24 protein-coding genes are annotated in these 25,702 nt (G+C 59.3%); 13 read left to right on the top strand and 11 right to left on the bottom strand.

Annotation, left to right across the window (positions count from 1 at the left end):
- Positions 1 to 305: 305 nt before the first annotated feature.
- Positions 306 to 1,259: a CPBP family intramembrane glutamic endopeptidase gene (locus tag RCJ00_RS17790; RefSeq protein WP_316223622.1), complete on the bottom strand. Its 954-nt coding sequence runs from the start codon at positions 1,257 to 1,259 to the stop codon at positions 306 to 308.
- 77 nt (positions 1,260 to 1,336) lie between these two features.
- Complete coding sequence (locus RCJ00_RS17785) at positions 1,337 to 2,116, bottom strand: RNA methyltransferase (RefSeq protein WP_316223621.1); 780 nt, start codon at positions 2,114 to 2,116, stop codon at positions 1,337 to 1,339.
- Between the two features lie 128 nt (positions 2,117 to 2,244).
- Between RCJ00_RS17785 and RCJ00_RS17780 the strand changes: the two genes are divergently transcribed.
- The 9 genes from RCJ00_RS17780 to RCJ00_RS17740 all read left to right on the top strand — a co-directional run bounded on the left by RCJ00_RS17780 (position 2,245) and on the right by RCJ00_RS17740 (position 10,818).
- On the top strand, positions 2,245 to 2,709 hold the full coding sequence (locus RCJ00_RS17780; protein ID WP_316223619.1) for an SRPBCC domain-containing protein: 465 nt from the start codon (positions 2,245 to 2,247) through the stop codon (positions 2,707 to 2,709).
- Positions 2,706 to 3,032: an ArsR/SmtB family transcription factor gene (locus RCJ00_RS17775; protein WP_316223618.1), complete on the top strand. Its 327-nt coding sequence runs from the start codon at positions 2,706 to 2,708 to the stop codon at positions 3,030 to 3,032. Before RCJ00_RS17780 ends, RCJ00_RS17775 begins: the two co-directional genes overlap by 4 nt.
- 141 nt (positions 3,033 to 3,173) lie before the next feature.
- Positions 3,174 to 4,388 (top strand): NADP-dependent isocitrate dehydrogenase, encoded by a 1,215-nt coding sequence (locus RCJ00_RS17770; RefSeq protein ID WP_316223616.1) that lies wholly within the window; start codon positions 3,174 to 3,176, stop codon positions 4,386 to 4,388.
- A gap of 68 nt (positions 4,389 to 4,456) precedes the next feature.
- Positions 4,457 to 5,554: an SGNH/GDSL hydrolase family protein gene (locus tag RCJ00_RS17765; RefSeq protein ID WP_316223614.1), complete on the top strand. Its 1,098-nt coding sequence runs from the start codon at positions 4,457 to 4,459 to the stop codon at positions 5,552 to 5,554.
- Between the two features lie 5 nt (positions 5,555 to 5,559).
- Positions 5,560 to 6,693, top strand: coding sequence for an SGNH/GDSL hydrolase family protein (locus RCJ00_RS17760; RefSeq protein WP_316223613.1), 1,134 nt, complete (start codon positions 5,560 to 5,562; stop codon positions 6,691 to 6,693).
- A 101-nt stretch (positions 6,694 to 6,794) separates the two neighbouring features.
- Positions 6,795 to 7,862 (top strand): zinc-binding metallopeptidase family protein, encoded by a 1,068-nt coding sequence (locus RCJ00_RS17755; protein WP_316223612.1) that lies wholly within the window; start codon positions 6,795 to 6,797, stop codon positions 7,860 to 7,862.
- 58 nt (positions 7,863 to 7,920) lie between these two features.
- Complete coding sequence (locus RCJ00_RS17750; protein ID WP_316223611.1) at positions 7,921 to 9,015, top strand: SGNH/GDSL hydrolase family protein; 1,095 nt, start codon at positions 7,921 to 7,923, stop codon at positions 9,013 to 9,015.
- 130 nt (positions 9,016 to 9,145) lie between these two features.
- Positions 9,146 to 9,763, top strand: a complete 618-nt coding sequence (locus RCJ00_RS17745; protein WP_316223610.1) for a DUF2939 domain-containing protein — start codon at positions 9,146 to 9,148, stop codon at positions 9,761 to 9,763.
- Between the two features lie 131 nt (positions 9,764 to 9,894).
- Positions 9,895 to 10,818 carry an AEC family transporter gene (locus tag RCJ00_RS17740; protein WP_316223609.1) on the top strand — a complete coding sequence of 308 codons (924 nt, stop codon included), beginning with the start codon at positions 9,895 to 9,897 and terminating at the stop codon, positions 10,816 to 10,818.
- A gap of 2 nt (positions 10,819 to 10,820) precedes the next feature.
- Here RCJ00_RS17740 and RCJ00_RS17735 read toward each other — a convergent pair whose 3' ends face one another.
- The 6 genes from RCJ00_RS17735 to RCJ00_RS17710 all read right to left on the bottom strand — a co-directional run bounded on the left by RCJ00_RS17735 (position 10,821) and on the right by RCJ00_RS17710 (position 20,314).
- The gene (locus RCJ00_RS17735) at positions 10,821 to 11,606 is read right to left on the bottom strand and encodes a glucose 1-dehydrogenase (RefSeq protein ID WP_316223608.1); all 786 of its coding nucleotides are present in this window, start codon (positions 11,604 to 11,606) and stop codon (positions 10,821 to 10,823) included.
- Positions 11,607 to 11,665: 59 nt separating this feature from the next.
- Positions 11,666 to 14,302, bottom strand: a complete 2,637-nt coding sequence (gene alaS, locus RCJ00_RS17730; protein WP_316223607.1) for an alanine--tRNA ligase — start codon at positions 14,300 to 14,302, stop codon at positions 11,666 to 11,668.
- A gap of 193 nt (positions 14,303 to 14,495) precedes the next feature.
- Positions 14,496 to 15,581 carry a recombinase RecA gene (gene recA / locus RCJ00_RS17725; protein ID WP_316223606.1) on the bottom strand — a complete coding sequence of 362 codons (1,086 nt, stop codon included), beginning with the start codon at positions 15,579 to 15,581 and terminating at the stop codon, positions 14,496 to 14,498.
- Positions 15,582 to 15,789: 208 nt separating this feature from the next.
- A complete protein-coding gene (locus RCJ00_RS17720) occupies positions 15,790 to 17,601 on the bottom strand; it encodes a DUF885 domain-containing protein (protein ID WP_411267561.1) in 1,812 nt (603 codons plus the stop codon).
- Between the two features lie 55 nt (positions 17,602 to 17,656).
- Positions 17,657 to 19,639 carry a DUF885 domain-containing protein gene (locus tag RCJ00_RS17715; RefSeq protein WP_316223604.1) on the bottom strand — a complete coding sequence of 661 codons (1,983 nt, stop codon included), beginning with the start codon at positions 19,637 to 19,639 and terminating at the stop codon, positions 17,657 to 17,659.
- A 90-nt stretch (positions 19,640 to 19,729) separates the two neighbouring features.
- Entirely contained in the window at positions 19,730 to 20,314 is a 585-nt protein-coding gene (locus RCJ00_RS17710; protein WP_316223602.1) for a class I SAM-dependent methyltransferase, read from the bottom strand.
- A 210-nt stretch (positions 20,315 to 20,524) separates the two neighbouring features.
- Here RCJ00_RS17710 and sodC point away from each other — a divergent pair, with 210 nt between their 5' ends.
- Together sodC and RCJ00_RS17700 are read left to right on the top strand one after the other, a co-directional pair.
- Positions 20,525 to 21,088: a superoxide dismutase[Cu-Zn] gene (sodC, locus tag RCJ00_RS17705; protein WP_316223601.1), complete on the top strand. Its 564-nt coding sequence runs from the start codon at positions 20,525 to 20,527 to the stop codon at positions 21,086 to 21,088.
- 11 nt (positions 21,089 to 21,099) lie between these two features.
- Positions 21,100 to 21,663 (top strand): hydrolase, encoded by a 564-nt coding sequence (locus tag RCJ00_RS17700; protein ID WP_316223600.1) that lies wholly within the window; start codon positions 21,100 to 21,102, stop codon positions 21,661 to 21,663.
- A 2-nt stretch (positions 21,664 to 21,665) separates the two neighbouring features.
- Here RCJ00_RS17700 and RCJ00_RS17695 read toward each other — a convergent pair whose 3' ends face one another.
- The 3 genes from RCJ00_RS17695 to typA form a co-directional block, all read right to left on the bottom strand.
- Positions 21,666 to 22,118 (bottom strand): hypothetical protein, encoded by a 453-nt coding sequence (locus tag RCJ00_RS17695; protein WP_316223599.1) that lies wholly within the window; start codon positions 22,116 to 22,118, stop codon positions 21,666 to 21,668.
- A gap of 32 nt (positions 22,119 to 22,150) precedes the next feature.
- The gene (locus RCJ00_RS17690) at positions 22,151 to 22,549 is read right to left on the bottom strand and encodes a hypothetical protein (protein WP_316223598.1); all 399 of its coding nucleotides are present in this window, start codon (positions 22,547 to 22,549) and stop codon (positions 22,151 to 22,153) included.
- Positions 22,550 to 22,693: 144 nt separating this feature from the next.
- A complete protein-coding gene (gene typA, locus RCJ00_RS17685; protein ID WP_316223597.1) occupies positions 22,694 to 24,529 on the bottom strand; it encodes a translational GTPase TypA in 1,836 nt (611 codons plus the stop codon).
- Between the two features lie 622 nt (positions 24,530 to 25,151).
- On the opposite strand from typA, the gene RCJ00_RS17680 reads away from it, so the two are divergent.
- The gene (locus tag RCJ00_RS17680) at positions 25,152 to 25,355 is read left to right on the top strand and encodes a cold-shock protein (protein ID WP_316223596.1); all 204 of its coding nucleotides are present in this window, start codon (positions 25,152 to 25,154) and stop codon (positions 25,353 to 25,355) included.
- A gap of 74 nt (positions 25,356 to 25,429) precedes the next feature.
- Complete coding sequence (locus tag RCJ00_RS17675) at positions 25,430 to 25,681, top strand: hypothetical protein (RefSeq protein ID WP_316223595.1); 252 nt, start codon at positions 25,430 to 25,432, stop codon at positions 25,679 to 25,681.
- Positions 25,682 to 25,702 lie beyond the last annotated feature (21 nt).

Raw genomic sequence — 25,702 nt, 5'->3', positions numbered from 1 at the left:
CAAACAGCGGAGCGGCGTATATAACCGCTTAAATTCCACAGTCAACCTATTTATCAAAAATAAATAAAGACAACCGGGTTATCTGTTACCTTAGCTGTGACATCCGTCTTGCGGCGATTTTCACTGAAAACGTAACTGATCCTTTGGTCGAAATCCGCTGTCCGGGACGTCAGTCCGCTTAAGAACTTTAAGCTTTCCATCGTCGCCGTCGGCGTGTTCCGCGTCGGGAGAGCGGCTTCTAAGGGGACGCCCCGCGAGAGTCAACGGCCCTTTTCATATAACGCCGTTTATCCCCATGTACGGCTTCAGGACGCTGTTTCGACAGGCTGGCCGTCCGTTTGCTTCAATGCGCCCTTCCAGATCAGCCATGCAATCCCCGCTGCCAGAACAACCGTCGTCAGAATGCTGGCTTCCGGTCCCCACTTGCCCCCAGACAACCACCATGCCGCATTCGGTGCATCCTTCAGATCGACAACCAACGGCGCCACCTTGAGGTTAATGCCGCTGACTTCCAGCCCAAAGCCTACACCCAGCAGCCAATTCCACGCGCCATGCCAGCCGCAGACGCCCCAGATAGAGCGCTCCTTGACCGCATACAGGCTGATGAAGATGCCGAACAGGGCGACATTGGCGCAGCCAGCGAACATTTCTGGCGACGGCTGGACGTTCAGTAGGTGCATGGCGCCAAAGACAACGGAGTTTATAACGACGGCCCATATGATCCCTAACCGCAACGAGACCGTACCCATCAGCCAGCCACGCATGGCGGTTTCCTCGGAAGATCCCTGTATAAGAAATGCGACGGCATAGCCCAGTATGGGCATCAGGCCCGCCAGGCTGGGCGCCATAAGGACACCCGGCTTTTCCACCTCGTAAACACCCAGCGCCCACAGACTACAGACGACAAAGGCGAGAAAGCCCGCCCCTATCAGGTAGCCACGCGCCAGGCGCAGGAAGGCCTTGCCGTTGAAGCCGATGGTCGCCGGGCCGCGCCGTTCAAAGAGCCATACCCATAGCAGGATCATGCCAATCACAGGCGCGGTCATGAAGATAAGCGCCAGTGGATCGATTTCGGGCGGCGACACATTCTTGCCCAGGGCCGGGTTAGCCTGAATGGCCAGGGCGGTCTTGATGATATAGGGCAAAAGCGCCGCAATCTGGCTGGCGAAGCTCATGACAATCGTCAGAACGATTATCGCCCAGGTCCATGTCCGGCGATGGCTCGCCTTGCGTGGCGCATAGAGTTCAAATCCGGCCATGGAAGCCCCCTCAGTTAATGACAGCGGACGTTTCCATAGAGAGGCCTAACAGGCAATTAAAAAGGGTACGCCCACGCCTATTCGTCTTCGCCCTTTTCTTTTGCCAAGCGCGCTAGCACGCGCCCCCTGCCCTTGGTCAAGGCCGTCACCACGCCGCGCCAAGTGCGGACCTCCTGTTCGGTCAAGGCGGCGCGGTTGAGCGGTGCCCGCAGATTGCGGATCATCGACGGGCGCTTGGCTTCCGGAAAGAAGAAGCCCGATGTGTCCAGTTCCGCTTCGAGATGCTCGTATAGCCCGACCAGATGCTTCATCTCAGCCGGTGGGTCCTGATTGCGGGTAAAATCCGCCTTAGGCGCCGCCATGACCTGCAACCGCCACTCATAGGCGACGATGTTCACCGCCTGCGCCAGATTCAACGATTGGAAGCGCGGATCGACCGGGATAGTGACGATATAGTGGGCGTGAACGAGGTCCTGGGTTTCCAGTCCGGCCCGTTCGGCACCGAACAGAAGGCCCGTTTTGAGGCCTGACCGCATCCGCGTCATGGCGTCGTCGGCGCAGTCACGCGGCGTGATGACGGGCAGGACGATTTCACGGTTGCGCGCGGTCGTAGCGTAAACCGTATGCAGATCGGCGGTCGCGGCTTCGACGGTATCGTATACCTTGGCGTCATCCAGCGGCCAATGCGCGCCGGCCGCCATGGTCCAGGCCTTTTCCTGCGGCCAGCCATCGCGCGGTGCCACCAGGCGCAATTCGGTCAGTCCGAAATTGCCCATGACGCGGGCCACGGCGCCGATGTTTTCCGCCATCTGGGGGCGATCAAGAATAATGCAGGGAAGATGCGAGGTGTCAGTCATGGCAGCGGCTTATAGAGAACTGCCGCGACGGTGAAAAGGGCGGCGACAATAGTTAAGTTTTAACTTGACTATTTCACCCTCCAGAGCAATAGTGAAGCTATAACTTCACTGTTAGAAAGACAGCCCGCATGACATCGCCAATTGTTCACCACACCTTCGTTATCGAGAAGACCTATCCTCACGCGGTCACGAAAGTCTATGCCGCCTTCGCCGATCCGACCACCAAGGCCCGATGGTTCGCACCGGGTCATCCGCAGCCCGGCGCGACCTTCGAAAGCGATTTTCGCGTGGGCGGTCAGGAACGCCTGACCTCCATCATGGGTGACAACACGCCTTTTCCGGGGGCCGTTTTGTCCAGTCAGGCGCTTTATCTCGATATTGTCGCTGACCGGCGGATCGTCATGGGCTCGAACATGATGATGAACGGCACGCCGTTTTCCGGCTCGCTGGTCAGTTTCGAATTCGAAGCCGCCGGCGACGGCACGCGCCTGACCTGCACACACCAGGGCGCCTTCTTCGAGAATGCCGACGGACCTCAGATGCGCGAAGATGGATGGCGCCACCTGCTCGACCGCCTGGGAGAGACCATTTGACCGAACCGACAGCGGCCCGTGTCTTTCAGGCGCTGGCCGATTCGACACGCCGTGACATGGTCGAACGCTTGACCGATCACGCCCTGTCCGTGTCTGCCCTGGCGGCGCCCTATGAGATGAGCCTCACAGCCGTGGGGCAGCATCTGGCCATACTCGAGGCCGCCGGCCTGGTCGTGACGCAAAAGAGCGGGCGCGTGCGCACATGCGCCCTGACACGGACCGGTTTTGACATCCTGGAGGGCTGGCTGAAAGCCCGCCGGTCGCCTTGGGAAAAACACCTGGACCGCCTGGGCGACGTACTGGATGACGACCATACGATCTAAGTATGATGGCTTACGCCTGGCCTGTGAATTTGTGCTATTTGCGCCCGCCACCTTTTCCGCTATAGCAGGCGCCGTTAGCTTCGAGGTCTGGCCCTGTGCGCCTTCCTCCATAAGCTCAGATTCCGACAGAGGAAGCCCTTCATGGCGAAGATTAAAGTAGCGAACCCGGTCGTCGATATCGACGGCGATGAAATGACCCGGATCATCTGGCAGTTGATCAAGGACAAGCTGATCTATCCTTATCTCGACATCAACCTGCAATATTTCGACCTCGGCATGGAACACCGTGACGCCACTGACGACAAGGTGACAGTGGATGCGGCCGAAGCCATCAAGGCGTGCGGCGTCGGCGTCAAGTGCGCCACCATCACGCCGGACGAGGCCCGCGTGAAGGAATTCGGCCTGAAGAAGATGTGGAAGTCGCCCAACGGCACCATCCGCAATATTCTGGGCGGCGTCGTGTTCCGCGAACCGATCATCTGCAAGAATGTCCCGCGTCTGGTTCCCGGCTGGACCCAACCGATCGTCGTCGGCCGCCATGCGTTCGGCGATCAGTATAAGGCCACCGACTTCCTGGTCCCCGGCCCCGGCAAGCTGACCATGAAGTTCGAAGGCGAAGACGGCAAGGTGCAGGAATACGAAGTGTTCCAATTCCCCGGCGCCGGTGTCGCCATGGGCATGTATAACCTCGATGAGTCGATCCGCGATTTTGCCCGCGCGTCGTTCGAATACGGCATCGCCCGCAACTATCCGGTCTATCTGTCGACCAAGAACACCATCCTCAAGGCCTATGACGGCCGCTTCAAGGATATCTTCCAGGAAATCTTCAACGCGGAATACGCGGCGAAGTACAAGGAACTGGGCCTGACCTATGAACACCGCCTGATCGACGACATGGTCGCTTCGGCGCTGAAATGGTCCGGTGGTTTCGTCTGGGCCTGTAAGAACTATGACGGCGACGTCCAATCGGATACCGTTGCCCAAGGCTACGGCTCGCTCGGCCTGATGACCTCCGCACTGGTCACCCCCGACGGCAAGATCATGGAAGCCGAAGCGGCCCACGGCACCGTCACCCGCCACTACCGCCAGCACCAGAAGGGCGAAGCCACGTCGACCAACTCCATGGCGTCGATCTTTGCCTGGACGCAAGGCCTCAAGCACCGCGCCAAGCTGGACGACAATGCCGAGCTGAATCGCTTTGCCGAAACCCTTGAAAAGGTCTGCGTCGACACGGTCGAAGCCGGCTTCATGACCAAGGACCTGGCTCTGCTGGTCGGTCCGACACAAGGTTGGTTGACGACCGAAGGTTTCCTCGACAAGATCAGCGAGAACCTCAACAAGGCGCTGGCGGCATAAGCCAACAGGCGCCCTTGTCATAATAAGCCGTTTTCGGATGCGAGGTTGGAACTTTAGGGGGATGACCGATGCGTCTGGGAACGGCTTTTTTTATGGGCATGATGCTGGCAGGCGCCGCGCAGGCCGAAACGGTTAGTGCGACAGGCAAGACGCCACATACCGCCGCCATGATTCCGCCCATAGTCGGCCGGGTAAAGGCTGAAGCCACCGCCGTCACCTATCAATGGCCTGGCACCTATATAGAAGCGGCCTTCACCGGGCCTGACATCTCGATAAATCTGAACGACAGCGCCAATATTCTGCGTGTCTATGTCGACGGCGTACTCAAGACCACCCTCAACCGGCCAGGCAAAACGGTTGAGGCCCTGACCCATCTGGGGAAGGGACCGCATACTATCCGGCTAGAGCGGCTGACGGAAACACAAGGTACGACCGGCGCGTTCGAGGGCTTCTTTACGCCGAAAGCCACCGTGACGGCCGTGGCGCCCCGCGCCCGCCAGATCGAATTCATCGGTGATTCCTATACGGTCGGCTACGGCAATACGTCCAGCAAACGCCAATGCACCCCGGATGAACTCTGGGCCACCACTGATACGCAACAGGCCTTCGGGCCCTTGACCGCGAAACATTACAGCGCCGATTACCAGATCAATGCCTTTTCCGGCCGCGGCATCGTGCGCAACTATGACGGCTTTATCGGCGATCCCTTGCCCGCGCTTTATCCTTACGCACTGTATGACGGTAAGAGCCAATACACCAATCCTGCCTGGCAACCGCAAATCATCGTCATCGCGCTAGGCGGCAATGATTTTTCGACGCCAGTCCATGCCGGCGAGAAATGGAAAAGCCAGGACGAGCTGCGCGCCGATTATATCGCGTCGTATGTCGCCTTCGTTAAAACCCTTCGCGAACGCAATCCGACAGCCCGCTTTCTCCTTGCCGACTATGGCGAAGCCGAAATCATCGGCGATATCACTGAGGTCATTCGTCGTCTGGCGACGGACGGCGAAACCCGCGTTTCGGCCTTTCATGCCGGCAGCGACTTTGAGCGCACCGGATGCGATTGGCATCTCAACACTGCCGATTCTCAACGCATCAGCCAAGCGCTTATAGCCTATATCGACGGCCACCCCGATCTGTTGCCCGCCTCATGGCAAGGAAAGTAAGTCCGATGCGTCTACTCCCTGTTTTCCTGGTGCCTGTCTTTGTGGCTGGCGCATGTCTGGCTTTCACGACCTCATCGCCGGAGGCCCACGCCGGTGTACCGTCGGGAACTGCCCTGCCCTTGCATATAGGCGGCCGTGTCGTGCCGGTCGGCGATGATCCGGCGCTGGGCTACACCCATCAGTGGCCCGGCACCTATTTCGAGGCCCGGTTCAAAGGGACCGAGGTTCATATGCGCCTCAACGATTCGGTCAACAAACTGGCCATCTATGTCGACGGACGCCAAATCGACACGGCCAACCGTCCCGGTGAAGGCGACATCCTGCTTGGACCGCTCAAACCCGGTGACCACACCATCCGTGTCGAAAAACTGACCGAATCCGCGTGGACGGCGGCGCAATTCACCGGCTTCTTCGTTTCCGACCCCGCCAACGTGCTGCCCGCACCGGAACCATCTGAACGCCAGATCGAATTCATCGGCGATTCCTACACGGTCGGCTACGGCAATACATCGACATCGCGGACCTGCCCCGGCGAACAGGTCTGGGCCACCACCAACACGCAACTCGCCTTCGGCCCGTTGACCGCCAAGCATTTCAAGGCGGAATACCGCATCAACGCCATCAGCGGACGCGGCGTTGTGCGCAACTATAACGGCGCCAGCGGATTGCACCTACCGCAGGCGTATCTGAATGCGCTCAACCTCTCCGGCCCGTCCACAAGCGTGCCAGCTTCGGCCGCAAAAGATGACTGGAAGCCCCAGATCATCGTCATCGGATTGGGCACGAACGACTTCACCACGCCCCTGCATGGCGGTGAAATCTGGACCACGCGCGAAGAATTGCACGCAGACTACGAAAAGACCTATGTCGAGTTTGTCCAGGACCTGCGCGCGGCCAATCCGGGCGCCTACTTCATTTTGATGGCGACGGACCAGGCCAATGGCGAAATCCAGTCCGAAGTCACAAAGGTTGTGGCCTTGCTTAAGGCCGCTGGCGAAAGCCGCGTCGATTTTATACCAATGAACGGTCTGGGCTTCGGCGGATGCGACTGGCACCCGGACGTGGCCGACGATCAGCGCGTTGCTGACAGTCTGATCGGCTATATCGACGGACGCGCCGATCTCTGGCCGCAGCCCTGACACTATCGACAAGCACATTCTATCCAGTCGCCACCGCATCGATTCCTTATCGGCGCGCAGGCTAAGGTCCGCGCCTAATTCTGCTTGACCACGGGGCAAAAATGCGACTTTTCCGCTGCGACAATTGCGGCAATCCGGTCTATTTCGAGAACCGGTCCTGTATCAACTGCGGCTTCCGACTGGGCTTCGTTTGCGAAGATATCAGCCTGATGGCCGTCCAGCCCGACGCCAAACAGCCGGATAAATGGCGTCGCGTCGATCAGCAGCAATTCCTTTACCGCTTCTGTCCCAACGCCGCGAAGGACATTTGCAACTGGCTGGTCCGCGATGACAGCCCGGAAGAATTCTGCCAGTCCTGCCGTTACAACGGGTTGGTGCCCGACGCCAATACCGAAGACGGTCTGCGTCGCTGGCGCGCCATTTCCGACGCCCAGCGCCATCTGTTCTATTCCTTCCTGCGCTGGGACCTGCCCCGGCCCGGCCGTAAAGAAGATCCGGAAGGCGGCCTGTTGTTCGACCTGAAGGACGATGAGATCCTTCCCGACGGCACATGCAACCCCGTTTTGATCGGCCACGATGAAGGTCATATCGTCATTCGCACCGCCGAGGCCGACGACCCGACCCGCGAACAGCAACGCGCCATGATGAATGAGCCCTATCGCACGCTGTTGGGCCATTTCCGCCACGAAACCGGCCATTTCATCTGGAATAAGCTGGTCCGCGACGCCGGCAAGATCGAAAGCTTCCGCGCGATCTTCGGTGATGAAAGCGTTGACTACCAACAGGCGCTCGATCATCATTATCAAGCGGGCCCGCCACCTGGATGGGGGGATCGCTATATTAGCTACTACGCAACGACGCATCCGTGGGAAGACTTCGCCGAATGTTTTGCGCATGTGCTGCATATCGTCGACTCGCTGGAAACCGCCCATATGTTCGGCATCGCGCTTGCCCCCAGCGCGCATGACATCATGGCGGCCCATGCTAATTTCGACCCGTATTCGGTCCTGGATTTCGCGCGCATATCCGAGGTGTGGATTCCGCTCAGTGTCGCCCTCAACAGTATCCACCACAGCATGGGAGAGCGCGACCTCTACCCCTTCATCCTGACACCTGTGATCACGCAGAAGCTCGCCTATGTCCATAGTCTGCTGACGCGGCAAATATAGCCTTGTCTTTTGCCGTTACCCGGCCTTAGATCGCGCCAAAGCGGCAGGGAGCCCCATCATGTTCAAATCCATCGTCTTGACGGCAGCGGTGATGCTGGCCACGCCCGCCTGGGCCGCCGATAAAGTTGTCGACAGCATCAGCGCCGCGCCCATCAGCGTTTTGCCGATGCATGTCGGCGGGCGGGTGCGCAAGGAAAAGATGGGGTACAGCTACCAATGGCCGGGCATCTATTTTGAAGCGCGGTTCGACAGCCCCTATGTCAATCTGCTTTTCAACGACGACGCCAACACATTTAACGTGCTGATCGACGGCAAGCCCCTGATGGTCGTCGACCGACCGGGGCACACGACCATCACCATCCAGGCGACTGGCCACGGCCCGCATACGGTTCGCGTCGAGAAACGCTCCGAAACACAGTATGCCACCGGTCAGTTTCAAGGCTTCATGGCACAACCCTCGGCAAGTCCCAGCCGTCTCCTGCCCCGCCAGATCGAATTCATAGGCGACTCCCTGACGGTCGGCTATGGCAATACCTCGGCCTTTTCCCAGTGTACGACCGAACAGATTTTTGAAACCACAGACGCCCAGCAAGGCTTCGGTCCCGTCACCGCCAAACACTTCAATGCCGATTATCAGATCAATGCCTTTTCCGGCCTGGGCATGGTGCGCAACTATGATGGCCGCGAACATCCGAAATACCGGATGCCGATGTTGTACGAACGCGCCATTTTCGACGATCCAACCCCGGTCCGCCAGCCCGACTGGCACCCCCAGGTCGTCGTGATCGGCATCGGTGGCAATGATTTTTCCACCGACGTTCGGCCCGATGAGCCGTGGCAAAACGCTGCCAATCTGCGTGCCGACTACGTGAAAACCTACACCGCCTTCGTCAAAACGGTCCGGGCCCGAAATCCAGACGCCTGGATCGTGCTAGCCACGCCGCAGGAACGCCAGGAAGGCTATATCGGCGGCACGGACGACGTCTTCGCCGCCTTGAAGGCCGCCGGTGACACGAAGATTGACCGTGTCAGCCTGCCGGAACTCGACGCCATCGGTTGTAATGGCCATCCGTCCACCCGCGCCGACGCGCGCGTGGCCGATTTTTACATCAAGTACTTTGAAGCCCATCCTCAGGTCTGGCAGGGGAAATAGACCTGGCGTCGTCACGTCTCGTTACGCGGCGCTTGTGACACAGTCGGCGTTTTAGCGCGGTGACAGGGGCGACAATCCCGATTTAGCGTGTTAATCATGGTTAACACTGGTTTCGAGGGGTGCGTGGACTGTGTCGAGAGTTCTGAGCTTAATACTGGTTTTGATCGTCGCCGGGGCTGCGGGTCTGTTTTACGCCGCACCGATCATTTCCTTTTATGACGTGCGATCCTCATGCGAAAGCCAGGACATCGATGCCCTTGCCAAGCTGATCGATTTCAACACGGTCCGTGTCAGCCTGAAGGCCCAACTCGATGCCGGCGACAAAGGCTTGTCGGCGCCGGCCCCTTCGGCGCTTAACGATCCCGTCGGTGCGACCGGAAACGCGTTCAAGTCCGTTGCCGATTCCGTCGGCAATCTGTTCAACGACCTGACCAACCCTAATCCCAAGGCGCCGCCCAAACCGGTCATAGACGTCAATACCTACCTGACGCCCAAGGCCATACTCGGCCTCACCTATGGGGTCGCCAAGGACGCGAACCGTTTCGAACCGACGCGGTATGACGGCAAACCGCCTTCGCCCAAGACAGCTTTCTTTAGCCTGGAACGCGCCCGACTGACCGTGACGGACGAGACGCACGGCACGACGACCTTCACCTTCGAACGCCATGGACTGACCCATTGGCAATTGGTCCACATAGGCCTGCCGACCGCCGAAAGCGAAGCCATGAAAGACGCGCCGGCGGGTTGAACCGAATGGCGACAGGTCGTAAGGCCATGGCGGGTATTCGATCTGACTTACGGTCGGACGAGAGCACATGCTCTGTTTTTGTTTTTACGCGCCCTTAGCCCGAAAAGCGCGTTAATGCTGGATACGCTTTGATGCTAGATACATTGGGCCGCGTCATAATCTTTTTCGGCTTTATCGGACTGGGCGTCTTGCTCGTCCGTTTCAAGCGATTGACAGCACAGGGGCTGGATGGCCTGTCGGCCTATTTCTACTGGCTGGCCTTTCCGTGCTGGCTCATGGTCAGTTTCGCACGATTACCACACTTTTCCCCGGCGCTTGCCGGCACGCTGGCGGCCTATGCCGGCGGCATGATCGCCACCGCCGCCATCGTCATCGCTCTCACCCGCGTGTTCAAGGGCCGCGCGGACGAGTCGGTTGCCGCAGGCATGGCCGCCTTCATCAACAATTCCGCCTTTCTGGGCATTCCCATCACCGTCAATCTATTCGGCCAGGACGTCGCCCAGACCGGCGCGCTGGTTGTCGCCGTAGACTTTTTGATCCTGTTCAGCCTGGGCTGCGCTGGATTGGCCAAGGCTTCGGGAAAGACGTTCAAGGATGCCCTGCTTCATACCGCACGCAATCCTACCGTGATAGGCGCCCTGATCGGCGTCATCCTTATGCTGACCGGCCTGCACTTTCCCCCGGCCATTGAAAGTGCGCTTGATATCCTGGGTAAATCCGGCCCTCCCGTCGCCCTCGTCGCGTTAGGGGGCATGTTGGCGCTGATGCCGGCGGCCGATCTGGTGCGCCCCGATGCCACGAGTGTTATCGCCATCGCCGGCAAGATTTTGCTGGCCCCCGCCTGTGTGGCCCTCGTTCTGTGGGGGCTAAAGGCAGATCCAATGACCTTCAAGGTTTGCGTCTTCCTGAGCGCCACGCCGACCGCCGTTAGCGTCTTCATCCAGACCAAGATGTACGGCCTGTGGTTTCACGGCGCCGCCAAGACGGTGGCCCAATCCACTCTGATCAGCCTGTTCACCCTGTCGGCCCTGGCGCTCCTGCTCACTCACGGCTGAGCCTATTTGGGCGAGGTCGCCGTACCCGCCAATATGCCACCGTCGATGTTGAACTCAGAGCCGGTAATATAGGTGGCTTCGTCGGACGCCAGGAGAATAGCGACAGCAGCCACCTCTTCCGGACGCCCGAAACGGTGCAGCGGCATTCCCGCCAGCAAAGCCTTTTCATCGTCGCCGTCGTCGATCATGGCGTCCCACATCGCCGTGCGGATCGAAGCCGGATAGAGCGAGTTGCAGCGAATGCCGAGATTTTGTTCGGCGCAATACAGCGCCACGGATTTGCTGTGGTTGCGGATAGCGGCCTTGCTGGCGGCGTAGGCGGCCGTATGCGGCACACCGACCAGACCGGAGCGGCTCGACATGTTGATAATGGAGCCTTTGCGCCCGGTAAGCCGCATGGTGCGGATTGCATGCTTGCAGCCAAGGAACACGCTATCGAGATTGATCGTCATCACGCGGCGCCATTCGTCGAGCGTCGTCTGTTCAGGATTATGCGGCTGGCCACCCTCTGTCCCCATAACCCCGGCATTATTGACCAGAACATCCAGCCCGCCGTGATGCGCCACAATGGCCGACATCACCGCCTCCCATTCCGCCTCACGCGTCACATCGTGGCGCAGGAAGAAGACACTCTGCCCCAGCCGCTCAGCCGTTGCCGCGCCTTTTTCGCCATTGACATCGCTGATAACCACGACCGCGCCTTCGGCGGCGAAGGCCTCGGCGATCGCCGCGCCTATACCGCTGGCCGCCCCTGTTACCAGGGCCACCTTGCCCGCCAATCTGTTCATATGAAAATACCCTGCCTGTTCCCAGGCAGGGTATCATCTTCCTGACAGCGATGCAGGCTTTAAATCAGCGCCTTGACGGCTTCGATTCCGGCATCTGCCTGACTGTCGTCCGGTGCGCCGCCCTGAGCGAAGTCGGCCTTGCCACCCGCGCCCTGGCCACCCATGGCGATGACCGCCGCCTTGGCCAACTCGGCCGCGTTGTATTTACCGGTGAGGTCCGGGGTCACGGCGACCGTAACCGCCGCCTTACCATCGAGCTTACCCACCAGAGCAACAATGCCACTACCGATGGATTTCTTGAAGTCTTCGGCTAGAGGACGCAGGTCCTTGCCGCCAACCCCGTCGAGCACCCGGGCAATGACCTTGGTACCATTGATTTCCAGCGGCCCCGCCGCCGCTCCGCCGCCGCCAACAGCCAGGGCGCGCTTGGCTTCGGACAGTTCGCGTTCCAGACGCTTGCGCTCGGCGATCAGGGCTTCGACGCGCGCCTCGACCTGATTGACCGGTACCTTGAACTGATCGGCCAGAGCTGTGGCGACGCCCGCCTGACCAAGCAGATACTGACGCGCCGCCTCCCCCGTCAATGCCTCGATACGGCGGATGCCTGCGGCAACGCCGGTTTCGGATATGATCTTGAACAGGGCGATATCGCCCGTACGCCCGACATGGGTGCCGCCGCACAGTTCGACCGAATAGTCGCCTTCGCCATTCAGGGCATGACCCAAGGCCAGGACGCGCACTTCTTCGCCATACTTTTCGCCGAACAGGGCCACCGCACCGGCGGCAATGGCGTCTTCCGGCGACATCAACTTTGTAGCCGCCGCCTGGTTTTGCAGGATGACGGCGTTTACCTCGGCTTCGATACGCGCCAGTTCGTCATCGCTCAAGGGTGCGCCATGGCTGAAATCGAAGCGCATGCGGTCGGCATCGACAAGCTGACCTTTTTGCGCGACATGGGGCCCAAGCACATGCTTAAGGGCAGCGTGAACCAGGTGGGCGGCCGAGTGATTGGACCGGGTGGTTTGACGCTTTTCAGCATCGACCTTCAGGTCAACGGCCTGGCCGGTTTTGAGAGTGCCTTCGGTGATTTCCACACGGTGCACGATCAGGTCACCTGCCTGGCGATATGTGTCGAGCACCCGTCCTTTGCCGGTCTGCCACACGACTTCGCCCGTATCGCCGGCCTGACCGCCACCTTCCGGATAGAAGGGCGTCTTGCCGACAACGACTTCAACCGTATCGCCGGACAGGGCCTCATTGACGCTTTCACCGTCAAGTACCAGTAACTGAACCGGCGCTTGGGTAGTCAGCATGTCGTAGCCGACGAATTCGGAAGCGCCGGCCTTGTCCTTCAGGCTGAACCATTCGGCGGCCTGGGCCTTTTCACCCGAACCCGCCCAATTCTTGCGGCCCATTTCCTTCTGCTTTTCCATCGCGTCTTCGAAAGCGTTCAGATCGACGCTCAGTCCCTTGGCGCGAATGGCGTCCTGAGTCAGGTCGAGCGGGAAGCCGTAGGTGTCGTAGAGCTTGAAGGCGGTTTCGCCGCTCATGACATCGCCGTCCTTCAGATCGCGCGTCGCGTCGTCGAGCAGGGTCATGCCGCGACCGAGCGTACGGCGGAAGCGTTCTTCCTCCTGGCGCAGGGTGTCGACGATAGAGGCTTCCGCACGCTTCAATTCGCCGTAATGGCCGCCCATTTCGGCAACCAGGGTCGGCGCCAGGCGGTGCAGAAGCGGTTCCTGTGCTCCCAGCAGATAGGCGTGGCGCATAGCGCGACGCATGATGCGGCGCAGGACATAGCCCCGCCCTTCATTCGACGGCGTGACGCCGTCGGCGATCAGGAAGGAGGATGACCGCAGGTGATCGGCGATCACGCGGTGAGACGGCAAGGTGTCGCCTTCGGCCTTGACGCCGGTGGCGTCTTCCGACGCGGCGATCAATGTCTTGAACAGGTCGATATCGTAGTTGTTGTGCACGCCCTGCAAAACAGCGGCGACACGTTCCAGGCCCATGCCGGTATCGATCGACGGCTTCGGCAGGCTGACGCGCGCACCATCGGCCTGCTGGTCGAACTGCATGAAGACGAGGTTCCAGATTTCGACGAAACGGTCGCCGTCTTCCTCCGGTGTGCCCGGAGGGCCGCCCCAGATGTGGTCGCCGTGGTCATAGAAGATTTCCGTACACGGACCGCACGGGCCGGTGTCGCCCATCGACCAGAAATTATCCGATCCGGCGATACGGGCGATCTTCGATTCCGGCAAGCCAGCGATCTTCTTCCACAGGTCGAAGGCTTCATCGTCGTCAATATAGACGGTCGCCATCAGGCGATTCTTGTCAATACCGTAGTCTTCGGTGATCAGCTTCCAGGCAAACTCGATGGCTTCGGCCTTGAAGTAGTTGCCGAACGAAAAGTTGCCGAGCATTTCGAAGAACGTATGGTGGCGCGCGGTGTAGCCGACATTATCCAGGTCGTTATGCTTACCACCGGCGCGGACGCATTTTTGCGATGTCGTCGCGCGGTGATAGGGCCGCGTTTCCGCACCGGTGAATACATTTTTGAACTGAACCATACCCGCATTGGTAAACATCAGGGTCGGATCGTTATGCGGCACGAGCGACGAGGACGAGACGACCTCGTGACCCTGGCGGGCAAAGTAATCGAGGAAGGTCTGACGTATCTGGTTTAAGGACGGCATGGTCTGCTTCGGTTCGGGGTAAGAAATAAGGGCTTGTATATAGAGGGGCTTATTCGCGAGCGCAAAGACCTTTGCGCGGCTAGGGCTATCTTTTTGGCGAATACCAGGCACACATGGCAAAAAAGACGCCCTTCTCAGAGCGTCTTCTTCACCGATGGTGCGGAAGCATGGGTTTGGACCGCGCCATCAAATCCTACAGCGACTCATCGCCTTCGTTGGCATCCGGTTCCGGTACGCCCAGCAATTCTTCTGACAAGGTGTCAGACTTCTTGCGGATGCCGTTCTCGATTTCTTTGGCCATGTCGGGGTTCGCCTTAAGGAAATCACGAGCATTGTCGCGGCCCTGGCCGATACGGGTCGAATTATAAGAATACCAGGATCCCGACTTTTCAACGATGCCGGCCTTAACGCCGAGATCAATGATTTCGCCAATCTTGGAAATGCCCTGGCCGAACAGGATATCAAATTCGACTTCACGGAAAGGCGGCGCGATCTTGTTCTTGACCACCTTGACCTTGACGCTGTTGCCGATGTTCTCATCGCGCACCTTGATGGCGCCGGTGCGACGGATATCAAGACGGACCGAAGCGTAGAATTTCAGCGCATTGCCGCCCGTCGTGGTTTCAGGGGAGCCGTACATAACCCCAATCTTCATGCGAATCTGGTTGATGAAGATAACAATGCACTTGGACTTGGAGATCGAGCCGGTCAGCTTACGCAAAGCCTGCGACATCAGACGCGCCTGAAGGCCCGGCAGGCTGTCCCCCATATCACCTTCGATTTCAGCACGGGGCGTCAGAGCCGCGACAGAGTCGATGACGACGATATCAATAGCCCCGGAACGGACCAGGGTATCGGTAATTTCGAGCGCCTGCTCACCGTTATCGGGCTGCGACACCAAAAGATCATCCAGATTAACGCCCAGCTTCTGCGCATAGGTGGGATCAAGCGCGTGTTCTGCGTCGACAAAGGCCGCCGTGCCACCCTGCTTCTGGATTTCCGCAACCGTGTGCAGGGCCAGAGTCGTCTTGCCAGACGATTCTGGACCGTAGATTTCAATCACGCGGCCCTTGGGCAAACCGCCGATACCGAGCGCCATGTCGAGACCGAGCGAGCCCGTGGAAATCGACTCGATCTCCTGGACCTTGCCGTTCGCGCCGAGCTTCATGACCGAGCCCTTGCCGAACGCACGATCTATCTGCGCCAGCGCCGCTTCCAGAGCGCGCTGCTTTTCACCTTCGTTTTTACCTACCAATTTCAACACCGCTTGAGATGACATAACCAAACCCTTCTATGTCACGATTCCCCGGCTGGGGTTTGTTTCTTTCGTCGTGAGAATTTCTTGTACCCCATTTGTTCCATGTTCGCAATATGTTCTCTACGCGCCATGAGAACAATTTTGAAACGGTAATAGATTCAGGGGGCTACAGCATGCTGCTGGCGCTACCTCAATCGATAGCCGCCAGCACGCATAGCTCGCGCCCGACTTAAATCAGTCCGGCGTCTTGATAGACCTGCTCCAGAACTGCCAGCGGCACGGCGCCGCACAACAGGCCGGTGTCGTGGAATTTCTTGATGTCGAAGCTGGCAGCGGCCTTCGTCTTGGCGGCTTCGCGCAATTTCAACCACTGGATCTTGCCGACCATATAGCCCAGGGCCTGGCCCGGCCATACGGCATAGCGTTCGATCTCGGTCTCGTTGAGGTCGCCCGTATAGGTCTTCATGAAGTCCATGGCCTGTTCACGCGACCACTTCTTGTGGTGCATGCCAGTGTCGACGACCAGTCGGCAGGCGCGGAACATGGCGTCATGCAGGTAGCCGATATGGCCGAACGGGTCATCGGCGTACATGTCCATATCGGTGCCGGCCAGTTGTTCGGCATAGAGCGCCCAGCCTTCGATATAGGCGTTGAAACCCGAAATCTTGCGCAGTTCCGGCAGGTTCTTGTTTTCCTGCTGGATCGAAATCTGCATGTGGTGGCCCGGGATCGCCTCGTGATAGGTGAGCGTCGGCAAGGTCCATGACGGCACTTCGGCCGTGTCACGCAGATTGATGTAATAGGCGCCGGGGCGCGATCCGTCGAGCGACGCGCCTTGGTAATACCCGCCGGGCGCACCGAGCTCCGTCGCTTTCGGTACGCGCTTGACCGTGACCTTCGATTTCGGCAGCACGCCGAAATATTGCGGCAGCTTGGCAAAAACGACATCGATCTGTTTGTTGAGATCGGCCAGGAGCTTGTCCTTGCCCGCATCTGTGTTGGGATAGATGAACTGCGGGTCCTTGGTCATGGCGGCCATGCGTTCGCCCGTCGTCCCCTTGGTCATGCCGTGCGCCTGCATGATCTTTTCCAGTTCGGCGTCGATCTCCTTTACCTTGTCCAGGCCGATCTGGTGAATTTCATCCGGCGTCATATTGGTCGAGGTATTGGCTTTGACCCCAAAGGCATAGCGCGCGTCGCCGTCCGGCACGTGCCACACACCGGCGTCATGCGTCGCCTTGGGCAGCGCCGCTTTTAGCGCATCAATCTGGCGGGACAGGGCCGGAATGACGGCATCCTGATAGGTCTTGGTCGCCGTCGCGGTCCAATCGCCGGCTATGCCTTTTTCCTTGGTCCGGCGCGCCAATGATTGCACCAGCGGCGAAACATCGGCCTTCGCACTCGCCTGGCTCTGCATCTGACGGATCGCCTTTTGCAGGGCGAAGTCCGGCGGCACAATGCCTGCAGCGATACTGTCGTTGAAACGGGCCGTTTCCTGGTCCAGCACCGTCGCGTACTGGCTGAGGCGCGACAGGTACGCGTCGGCGTCGTCCTTGGTTTCGACACTGTGTTGGCTGTCGAGGAAGTCCGGCACATACTGATACTGACCGGTCAATTGCGTGATCGGATATGGCCCCCAATAGGTGCCGCCGTCACCGAATTTGCTCGACTTGTAGCCTTCCAGCGTCGTTTCGGTATCCCACAGGACGGCGTCGTAATTGATCCGGTCCATGCCGGTAAGCTTCGTGCGGTCGATGGCCTTCAGCGCAGCAGCCGATTTCTCGTAATAGGCCGTCAGACGGGCGCGCTCTTCCGGCGTGGCGGGATCAAGCTTGGACTTGAGCCCCGCCAGCTTGCCCTTGTCGAGCCCGAGTGAGGTGGCCAGCATCGGCGAATTGGCGACCGTTTCGTCGTACATCGACTGGAACGTGGCGTTGAGCTTGGCTGGCAGGTCGGTCTTCGGCTTGGTCGAGCAAGCCGAGGTGGCGGCAATGGCGGTCAGCGCCGTGGCGCCTGCAAGCATGTTCCGGCGGTTCATCATCATAGTCTCTCCTCTTACACGCCGGTATGTCCGGGCACGCAGATATAGGTCACATTCAAATCAGGCCAGCGGCCTTATAGACATCGTCCAGGACGTCCAACGGCACGGCGCCGCATAACAAACCGGTGTCGTGGAAGCGCTTGATATCAAAGCCCGGCTTTGCGCTGGCTGCGTCACGCAGCTTCAGCCATTCGATCTTGCCCACCATGTAGCCCAGGGCCTGGCCGGGCCAGACGCAATATCGCTCGATTTCGGCAGCCGCCTCACCCGGCGCCTTGCCGGCGGTATCGACCATGTAGGTTATGGCCTGTTCGCGGCTCCAGCCCATGCTGTGCATACCCGTATCGACCACGAGCCGCACTGCCCGGAAGAGGGCGTCATGCAAATAGCCGATGCGGCCCGCCGGATCGCTGTCGTACAGGCCCATCTCACCCGCCAATTGTTCGGCGTAGAGCGCCCAGCCTTCGACATAGGCATTGAAGCTGGACAGCTTGCGCAACATCGGCAACCCTTGGGTTTCCTGCTGGATGGTGCCCTGCAGGTGGTGGCCGGGAATGGATTCGTGATAGGTCAGGGTCGGCAGTGTCCAGCTCGGCAGCTCGGAAATATCACGCAGATTGATGTAGTACATACCGGGCCGCGATCCATCGATTGACCCAGGACTATAATATCCGCCAGGCGCACCGGCTTCGATGGACACCGGCACCCGCTTGATTTGGACCTGGGTGCGCGGCAATACGCCAAACCATTGCGGTAACCGCGCCTGAACCGCCTTCACCCGGGCGTTCAGATCGTCAAGAAGCTTCGCTTTGCCCGCATCGTCGTTGCTGTACAGATATTGCGGGTCCTTATACATCGCCTTCATGCGGTCGGCGACGGTGCCTTGCGTCCGCCCCATGGTTCGGAAACGGCTTTCCAACTCAGCGGTGATCTCGGTCACCTTTTGCAGGCCCAGGCGATGAATGTCCTTCGGCGTCAGACCACTTGACGTATTCAGCTTAACGCATTGGGCATAATAGGCATCGCCATTGCTCAGGTTCAGCACGCCGGCATCATGACGCGCCACAGCCTGCTGCGCGGTCAAGGCATCTATCTGACGGCCGAGCGCGTCTTTCAGCGGCCCGGTAACAATCGCCGTGGCCTGGGACTGCCAATCGCCGGCGATCGCCTTGACCGCCGTGCGGGTGACAAGGGAGTTGATCAAGCTTGATGTGGCGGGATCCGCATCGCGCAGGGCGGTCAACGCCGTAATGGTCTTGGTCAGGACAAAATCGGGCGGCACGACGCCGCGTGCGAAATCCGCCTTGACGCGGACGGTTTCCTGATCGAGCACGTTCGCGAAAGCTGACAGGCGCGCGAGATAGGCCTGGGCGTCCGCCGCCTTTTCTATCGTGTGCTGGCTGTCGAGAAAGTCGGGAATAAATTGCCAAGCGCCGGATAGCTGGCTGATGACGTAAGGATTTGGGAACCCGCCACTGAACAGGCCATTGTCGCCGAAACTGAAATTACGCGCCAAGGCCAATTGATTGGTCATGTCCCACAGGACCGTATCGTAATTGACGCGATCAACAGCGGCCAAGTCGTTGCGGTTTATGGCGTTGAGGCGATCAACCGCCCGCTTCAAGCGCGTGATGTTGGCGGACTTGGCCGCATCGGAACGGTCATCGAGGCGCGATTTCAACGCCGCGTATTCGCCTGTGTCCAGCCCTGCCGAGGTGGCAAGCGCCGGCGATGCCATCAACATATCGCGCAATATGGCGTCGAACGCGGATTTGAGAGCGGCAGCAAGTTCAGGCGAAGTCACCTCCGGCGCGGGGGGCGGCGACGGCTCTACGGGCCTGGGCGGCGCCTTTTTCGACTCCGGCTTGCCCTTGCGGCCCTTCTGGCTGGCAGCCTTGCCTTTTTTCGTCGCCTTGGTGGACTTCTTGCCGGATGATTTCGCGGCCGCCTTTTTCTTCCTAGCGGCCGCCAGAGCATCCGTTGCGCTCAAGCCGAGCAAGGCCCCCAATGCGCCAACCAGAAATCGACGATCGATCATCACCAACCTACTTTATCGTTTTTGTGAAGGCGGAGCCTAGGACGAACACGTCACGCCTGCAACGGGGGGACCGTTGAATTGTTTGTAATCTTACCCACGGCGGACGAAGGCATCATAGACATGGGTGACATCGGCAAAGGTCACGCGCGCCGTCTGACCGGCAAAGGGTTCCGGCGCGAACCAAGGCGCCGTAAGCCCGGCCGCCACGGGATCGGCAATCTTGTCCGTATTCCACCCGACCAGTAAACGGCCGCCCGGCTTTATAATACGCGCCATGGCTTCCAGCGCCTTGACCTGCTGCGCATCCGAATCCACGCCATAGCCCAGCACGCCATTGCAGATCACCGCGTCGAAACGCATGTCTGCGAACAGTTCGTCGGCCAGGCAGATGTCGCCGGTCCGATGACGGTTATGACGTCCCCACCGTTTCAGACGCGGCTCGAGCTCGGTCGTCCATACCTCCGCGCCCTGACTTTCCATGATCTTGTAATAGCCTGACGTATAGCGGCGGCACCCTACCCACAGGATACGACCACCTTCCCGGCCGAAAGCGGGCAGATACACATCACGCAGCAATCGGCGATCCGGCAGGGCCTGTATGTCTTCGCTGCGTTTCGCGCGGCCATTCAAGGCGGCCGCGACCCGCGAAATGAAGGTGTCGATAAATCCAGCCATGCCCACAATGCCCCCGGGTATGCAAATCGTGCGATTTGCCAGCCCAGAGCCTATAATAGTGACGGGCATAGTCAAAGAAAATGACGGACGGCCGCGTCGAACAACAGATGGAAATTTTATCGGTTCTTTATAATTCAGCCGCTTAGGCGCCATCATTTATGTTTACGAATGATTCTCAATTGTCATTTTCCGGAAAGAAAGAGCCCTGCCATGCGCGTTACCGCCCTCGCCGTTATCCTGGTTTCAGCCGCCACCTTCCCCGCCCTGTCCTATCCGGCACTGGCCCAGGACGCCGCAAAGCCCGCGCCAGTCGCAGCTTCGGATACGCTGAGCGGCAAGCTGGCCGGGACCGACGGCTCCGACCACGGCACCATCACCATCAAGCCCGCCCCCAATGGCGTTATCCTTCGCGTCGAAGCTAAGGGCCTGACTCCAGGATGGCACGCTGTTCACTTTCACGAAAAAGGCTCTTGCAGCGATGACAAGTTCGCTTCGGCAGGCGGCCATGTGCACAGCACCACGCCCGTCACCCACGGTCTCCTCAACAAGGATGGCAATGACGCGGGCGATCTGACCAACATCTATGCCGGTGCGGATGGCGTGGCGACTGCTGAGCTTTATTCCACGCTCGTTACTGCCCGTGGCGGTGATTCACGCCCCGCCTTGATGGACGCCGACGGCTCATCCGTCGTCATCCATGCCTTGCCCGACGACTATACCACCCAGCCGATCGGTGGTGCCGGCGTTCGCGTTGCCTGCGCCGTGATCCAGTAAGGGCAAGCGATATGCAATTAAACGCCAAGACAACCGCCCTGGTGCTGGTCGACTTGCAAAAGGGCATTATAGGCGGCGAAAGACGGCCTTATTCCGGGGAACAGGTCGTTACCGTCGCCAAGGGATTGGCAGACCGCTTTCGTCAGGCCGGTGCGACCGTGGTGTTGGTTCATGTGGGCTTCGCCGCCGACTGGGCCGACGCCCTTCGCCAACCCGTCGATTCGCCTACGCCGCGCCCGGACGGTGGCGCACCCGAAGACTACAGCGATTTTGCCGACGGATTGCAGGCAGACGGCGATATCGTCGTCCATAAGCGCAACTGGGGGGCCTTTTATGGTACGCCGCTCGACCTGCACTTACGGCGACGCGGGATAGACACTGTAGTTTTGGCGGGCATCGCCACTAATTATGGCGTGGAATCAACGGCGCGTGATGCATGGGAACGCGGCTATGAGCTGGTCATTATCGAGGATGCCTGCACGACTGTGTCGGAAGAGGCCCAGACCCTGGCGTTCAAATATGTATTCCCGCGCATAGCCCGGGTGACGACGTCCGCCAATCTTACGCTGGTCTAGTCTTACGCTGGGCTGGCTGGCGACGCTTCAGATGACGATGATTGAGGTGATGATGGTTGAGTTGGTGATTCTGGCGGCGGTTCGGGTGAATTTTCCGGAACAGCCTCTGGTGCCGGCGGCTTAAGCCACTGCATCAAGCGGCGGCGCATCATCTGACCGGCGGCGAACATAAGCAGCAGCACGCCGGCGAGCAGCCAAAACGATAGGGCGCGTATCAGTGTTTCGTCCGTATGGGCGAAGTAATAGGCAATCCCGTTATGAAAATGTGGATTGACGAAGCCGGCGCGCACGTCTGTTACGGTCGGCCGAACGGCATACAGATGATGGATAAATGTCGGTAAGGCAATGGCCGGGACGGCGGTGAATATCACAGCCGCCATAAGCCGCCATCGGGCGGCGGACGGTCGGGGCTTGTTCGCGCGGCGGGCATTCGGCTTAAGAACGGGTTCTTTCATACGGCCAGCTTAAAGATACGCCGCCTAAAGACTCAATGCGGAAGTAAAAGTGGCAAATCGAGCTGGCTACGGCCCGCCGGAACAGCCACAGGCGCCGAGATACGCGACTTGACCACGGCCTTAACCGGATAGGCCATCCGCTCGACGGCGCGTACGCGCCCTAACATGGTGGCACGCGGCTGAACCTGTGGCGCTACGGGCGCTTCGCCATTCACTGCCACATGGACCATACCGCCGCACGCAGGGTCGGTGCACCGATACTTCCACTCCAGCAGGTCGATGAATTCGACACCCAGTCGGTGTGCCTCGACCAGGTTTTGCACGCTTTCGCCCCATTGGCGCTTGCAGCTTCGGCAGGTCATTTCGATCTTGGTGTCGCGCGGCAGGTCTTTCACTTGCGGCGGGCAGGACCAGGCTTTCATATCCAGCATTTGGAACATCCTTATGAATTGTTCTTAATTTGTTCTCACTGTGGATAAAAGTCAAGAGCGGAACAAAAAGAAAACAAAAAAGGTGTCAGGCTATGGGGAGGCATAAAAAAACGGCCCCGTTTCCGGAGCCGTTTTCAAGATAGATTAGTCAGCCTTGACGCGCTTCTTGCGGAACGAAGGGTTCAGTTCCTTTTTGCGCAGACGGATCGACTTCGGCGTCACTTCGACCAGTTCATCGTCTTCGATATAGGCGATGGCCTGCTCCAGCGTCGGCCGGCGCGGCGGCGTCAGACGAATGGCTTCGTCAGTGCCCGAGGCGCGGATGTTGGTCAACTGCTTGGTCTTCATCGGATTGACATCGAGATCGTCGAGACGCGAATTCTCACCGATGATCATGCCCATATAGGTCTTTTCGTTGCCGCCCACGAACATGGTGCCGCGCTCTTCCAGCTTCCACAGAGCGAAAGCGGAGGTTTCGCCGTCACCGTTGGACACCAGCACACCCTTGCGGTTCTGGTCGATGACGCCCTTATAGCTTTCGTAGTGCGAGAACACACGGTTCAGCACGCCGGAGCCACGGGTATCCGTCAGGAACTCGCCTTGATAACCGATCAGTGAACGCGACGGCGACTTCAGCGTGATGCGCGTCTTGCCGGCGCCCGACGGGCCCATGTCCTTCAGCTCGGCCTTGCGGGCCGACAGCTTTTCGATGACCACACCGGTGAATTCTTCGTCGACATCGATCATGACGTCTTCAATCGGTTCCATCTTTTCGCCGGTTTCCGGGTCGGTCTTGAAGACGACGCGCGGACGCGAAATAGCGACTTCGAAACCTTCGCGGCGCATGTTTTCGATCAGCACGCCCAGTTGCAGTTCGCCACGGCCCGCGACTTCGAAGGCGTCCTTCTCGTCGGTTTCGGTGACGCGGATTGCGACGTTCGATTCCGCTTCCTTCAGCAGGCGTTCACGGATGATACGCGACTGCACCTTGGTGCCTTCACGGCCGGCCAGCGGGCTGTCATTGACCGAAACGGTCATGGAGATGGTCGGCGGATCGATCGGTTGCGCCGGCAAAGCTTCGACCAGCGCCATGTCGCACAGCGTATCGGCAACCGTCGCCTTGGACAGGCCGGCGATCGCACAGATGTCACCGGCTTCGGCGCCTTCGTCAACCGGCTGGCGCTTCAGGCCGCGGAAGGCGAGCACCTTGGTGATGCGACCGCGCTCGATTTCCTTACCGTCGCGGTCCAGGCCCTTGATGGCCAGGCCGGGGACGGCTTTACCGGATTCGATGCGACCGGTCAGCAGACGACCGAGGAACGGATCGGATTCGATCAGGACGGCCAGCATCTGGAACGGCTTGTCCTTGTTGTCGACAACCTTCGGTGCCGGCACGTGATCGACGATGAGGTCGAACAAGGGCGCCAGGGTGTCGTTCGGCTGGTTCATGTCCAGCGTCGCCCAACCGTTCTTGCCCGATGCATAGATGTGCGGGAAGTCCAGTTGTTCGTCCGTCGCGCCCATGGCGGCGAACAGGTCGAAGGCTTCGTTATGGACGCGGTCGGGATCGGCGTGCGGACGGTCGACCTTGTTGATGCACAGGATCGGACGCAGGCCCAGCTTCAGCGCCTTGCCGAGCACGAACTTGGTTTGCGGCATGACGCCTTCTTCGGCGTCGATCAGGATGACGCAGCCGTCAACCATGCCGAGGATACGCTCAACCTCACCGCCGAAGTCGGCGTGGCCCGGCGTGTCGATGATGTTGATACGGGTTTCGCCGGCCTTGCCGTGCCACAGCACGGAAGTACATTTGGCGAGAATGGTGATGCCGCGCTCGCGTTCCTGGTCGTTCGAGTCCATGGCGCGCTCAACCGTCGCCTCGTTGGCGCGGAAGACGCCGGACTGGGCGAGCAGTTGGTCGACAAGTGTGGTCTTGCCATGGTCGACGTGGGCGATAATGGCGATATTACGCAGGTTCATATAGGGCCTTTTAACACGGTGCAAAACGCGCAAAAGCCTCTCGTTCTGGGCCGCGTTTCTGATCCGAAAAGTGCTGTGCACTTCGATCAGAAGGCGCTTGGAGAGAGGCCGGGGAAGGGTTTGATAGTCTGGATTTGCGCGCTCTATAACCGAATCCCGGCCAAAAGGCCATAGCGGGCGGTGGATTATTTTTGCGCATGCGAAACGCGCCGGCATTATAGCCGCCGGGATAGCTGCACGGCACTTATCGCTAAAAACGCCCGGCCGGCCCCTTCAGGTCGCGAATCTAAAGGTCCAGCAGACACAGGATTGATCTTCAATGTCCGCTCGACGTGTACAGAGGGCGCCCCCGCTACCCGCGTCCGCCAGTCAAAGTATTATTATATAATAACGTATTCAAAACATACATATTCGCAATTGAATTCGACTTTAATAAGTAAAATGCCACCCACTACACATTTACCTTGCGGCACTTTATCATTAGTGGGATATTGTACTTATTCGAAATCAGACCCTGACTTGTCTGCTCGCCTTAACCGGCCTCTTCCAAGCATCGCTACTTTCGGACTCGGCGCGCAATTCTGCGCGACGTTACTGCACGAATGTGCGCAAGGAGGCCACCATGGCCAACGGTACAGTTAAATGGTTCAACGCCAGCAAGGGCTTCGGCTTTATTCAGCCGGATGACGGCGGCGGTGACGTCTTCGTTCATGTTACCGCCCTCGAAAAGGCCGGAATGCGCAGCTTGAACGAAGGCGACAAGCTGTCCTTCCAGGTTGCCAATGAGCGCGGCCGCGATTCCGCGGTCGATCTCAAAACGATCTGATATCGAACGATAATGCGACAGACGCCCGGCGTTACAACGCCGGGCGTCTTCATGACTCTTCAAAAAGGACCCGAATGCCCCGTATAACCCTGCACGCCGCCTCACTCTGGGATGACCTCTGGCCGACTTACGGCGAACCAGACCTGGCGAATGCAAACGTGCCCGTGCGATTTTCGATCGCGCCGCGCGGCGATAGCTGGGAAGTCTTCCGCAATATGCGGTTCTGGGGCATATTCCTGTCGCGGACAGAAGCGCGCGACACAGTGCGCCGCGAAATGCATCAGATCTTCTCTGGCGGTGGCGCGGCTGAGGTAAGCCTCTCTTAGGTTGCGGTGTGTCGTGAGCAA

This window comes from Asticcacaulis aquihabitans (assembly GCF_032490435.1).
Lineage (GTDB): Bacteria > Pseudomonadota > Alphaproteobacteria > Caulobacterales > Caulobacteraceae > Asticcacaulis.
Note: the sequence above shows the minus strand (reverse complement) of the source record. Positions and strands in the feature narration are given on the sequence as shown.

Excerpts from the sequence above, each read along its gene's own strand:
- RCJ00_RS17790 (WP_316223622.1), bottom strand. The coding sequence starts at position 1,259 with ATGGCCGGATTTGAACTCTATGCGCCACGCAAGGCGAGCCATCGCCGG.
- RCJ00_RS17785 (WP_316223621.1), bottom strand. The coding sequence starts at position 2,116 with ATGACTGACACCTCGCATCTTCCCTGCATTATTCTTGATCGCCCCCAG.
- RCJ00_RS17780 (WP_316223619.1), top strand. The coding sequence starts at position 2,245 with ATGACATCGCCAATTGTTCACCACACCTTCGTTATCGAGAAGACCTAT.
- RCJ00_RS17770 (WP_316223616.1), top strand. The coding sequence starts at position 3,174 with ATGGCGAAGATTAAAGTAGCGAACCCGGTCGTCGATATCGACGGCGAT.
- RCJ00_RS17765 (WP_316223614.1), top strand. The coding sequence starts at position 4,457 with ATGCGTCTGGGAACGGCTTTTTTTATGGGCATGATGCTGGCAGGCGCC.
- RCJ00_RS17760 (WP_316223613.1), top strand. The coding sequence starts at position 5,560 with ATGCGTCTACTCCCTGTTTTCCTGGTGCCTGTCTTTGTGGCTGGCGCA.
- RCJ00_RS17755 (WP_316223612.1), top strand. The coding sequence starts at position 6,795 with ATGCGACTTTTCCGCTGCGACAATTGCGGCAATCCGGTCTATTTCGAG.
- RCJ00_RS17750 (WP_316223611.1), top strand. The coding sequence starts at position 7,921 with ATGTTCAAATCCATCGTCTTGACGGCAGCGGTGATGCTGGCCACGCCC.
- RCJ00_RS17740 (WP_316223609.1), top strand. The coding sequence starts at position 9,895 with ATGCTAGATACATTGGGCCGCGTCATAATCTTTTTCGGCTTTATCGGA.
- RCJ00_RS17735 (WP_316223608.1), bottom strand. The coding sequence starts at position 11,606 with ATGAACAGATTGGCGGGCAAGGTGGCCCTGGTAACAGGGGCGGCCAGC.
- alaS (WP_316223607.1), bottom strand. The coding sequence starts at position 14,302 with ATGCCGTCCTTAAACCAGATACGTCAGACCTTCCTCGATTACTTTGCC.
- recA (WP_316223606.1), bottom strand. The coding sequence starts at position 15,581 with ATGTCATCTCAAGCGGTGTTGAAATTGGTAGGTAAAAACGAAGGTGAA.
- RCJ00_RS17720 (WP_411267561.1), bottom strand. The coding sequence starts at position 17,601 with ATGATGAACCGCCGGAACATGCTTGCAGGCGCCACGGCGCTGACCGCC.
- RCJ00_RS17715 (WP_316223604.1), bottom strand. The coding sequence starts at position 19,639 with ATGATCGATCGTCGATTTCTGGTTGGCGCATTGGGGGCCTTGCTCGGC.
- RCJ00_RS17710 (WP_316223602.1), bottom strand. The coding sequence starts at position 20,314 with ATGGCTGGATTTATCGACACCTTCATTTCGCGGGTCGCGGCCGCCTTG.
- sodC (WP_316223601.1), top strand. The coding sequence starts at position 20,525 with ATGCGCGTTACCGCCCTCGCCGTTATCCTGGTTTCAGCCGCCACCTTC.
- RCJ00_RS17700 (WP_316223600.1), top strand. The coding sequence starts at position 21,100 with ATGCAATTAAACGCCAAGACAACCGCCCTGGTGCTGGTCGACTTGCAA.
- RCJ00_RS17695 (WP_316223599.1), bottom strand. The coding sequence starts at position 22,118 with ATGAAAGAACCCGTTCTTAAGCCGAATGCCCGCCGCGCGAACAAGCCC.
- RCJ00_RS17690 (WP_316223598.1), bottom strand. The coding sequence starts at position 22,549 with ATGCTGGATATGAAAGCCTGGTCCTGCCCGCCGCAAGTGAAAGACCTG.
- typA (WP_316223597.1), bottom strand. The coding sequence starts at position 24,529 with ATGAACCTGCGTAATATCGCCATTATCGCCCACGTCGACCATGGCAAG.
- RCJ00_RS17680 (WP_316223596.1), top strand. The coding sequence starts at position 25,152 with ATGGCCAACGGTACAGTTAAATGGTTCAACGCCAGCAAGGGCTTCGGC.
- RCJ00_RS17675 (WP_316223595.1), top strand. The coding sequence starts at position 25,430 with ATGCCCCGTATAACCCTGCACGCCGCCTCACTCTGGGATGACCTCTGG.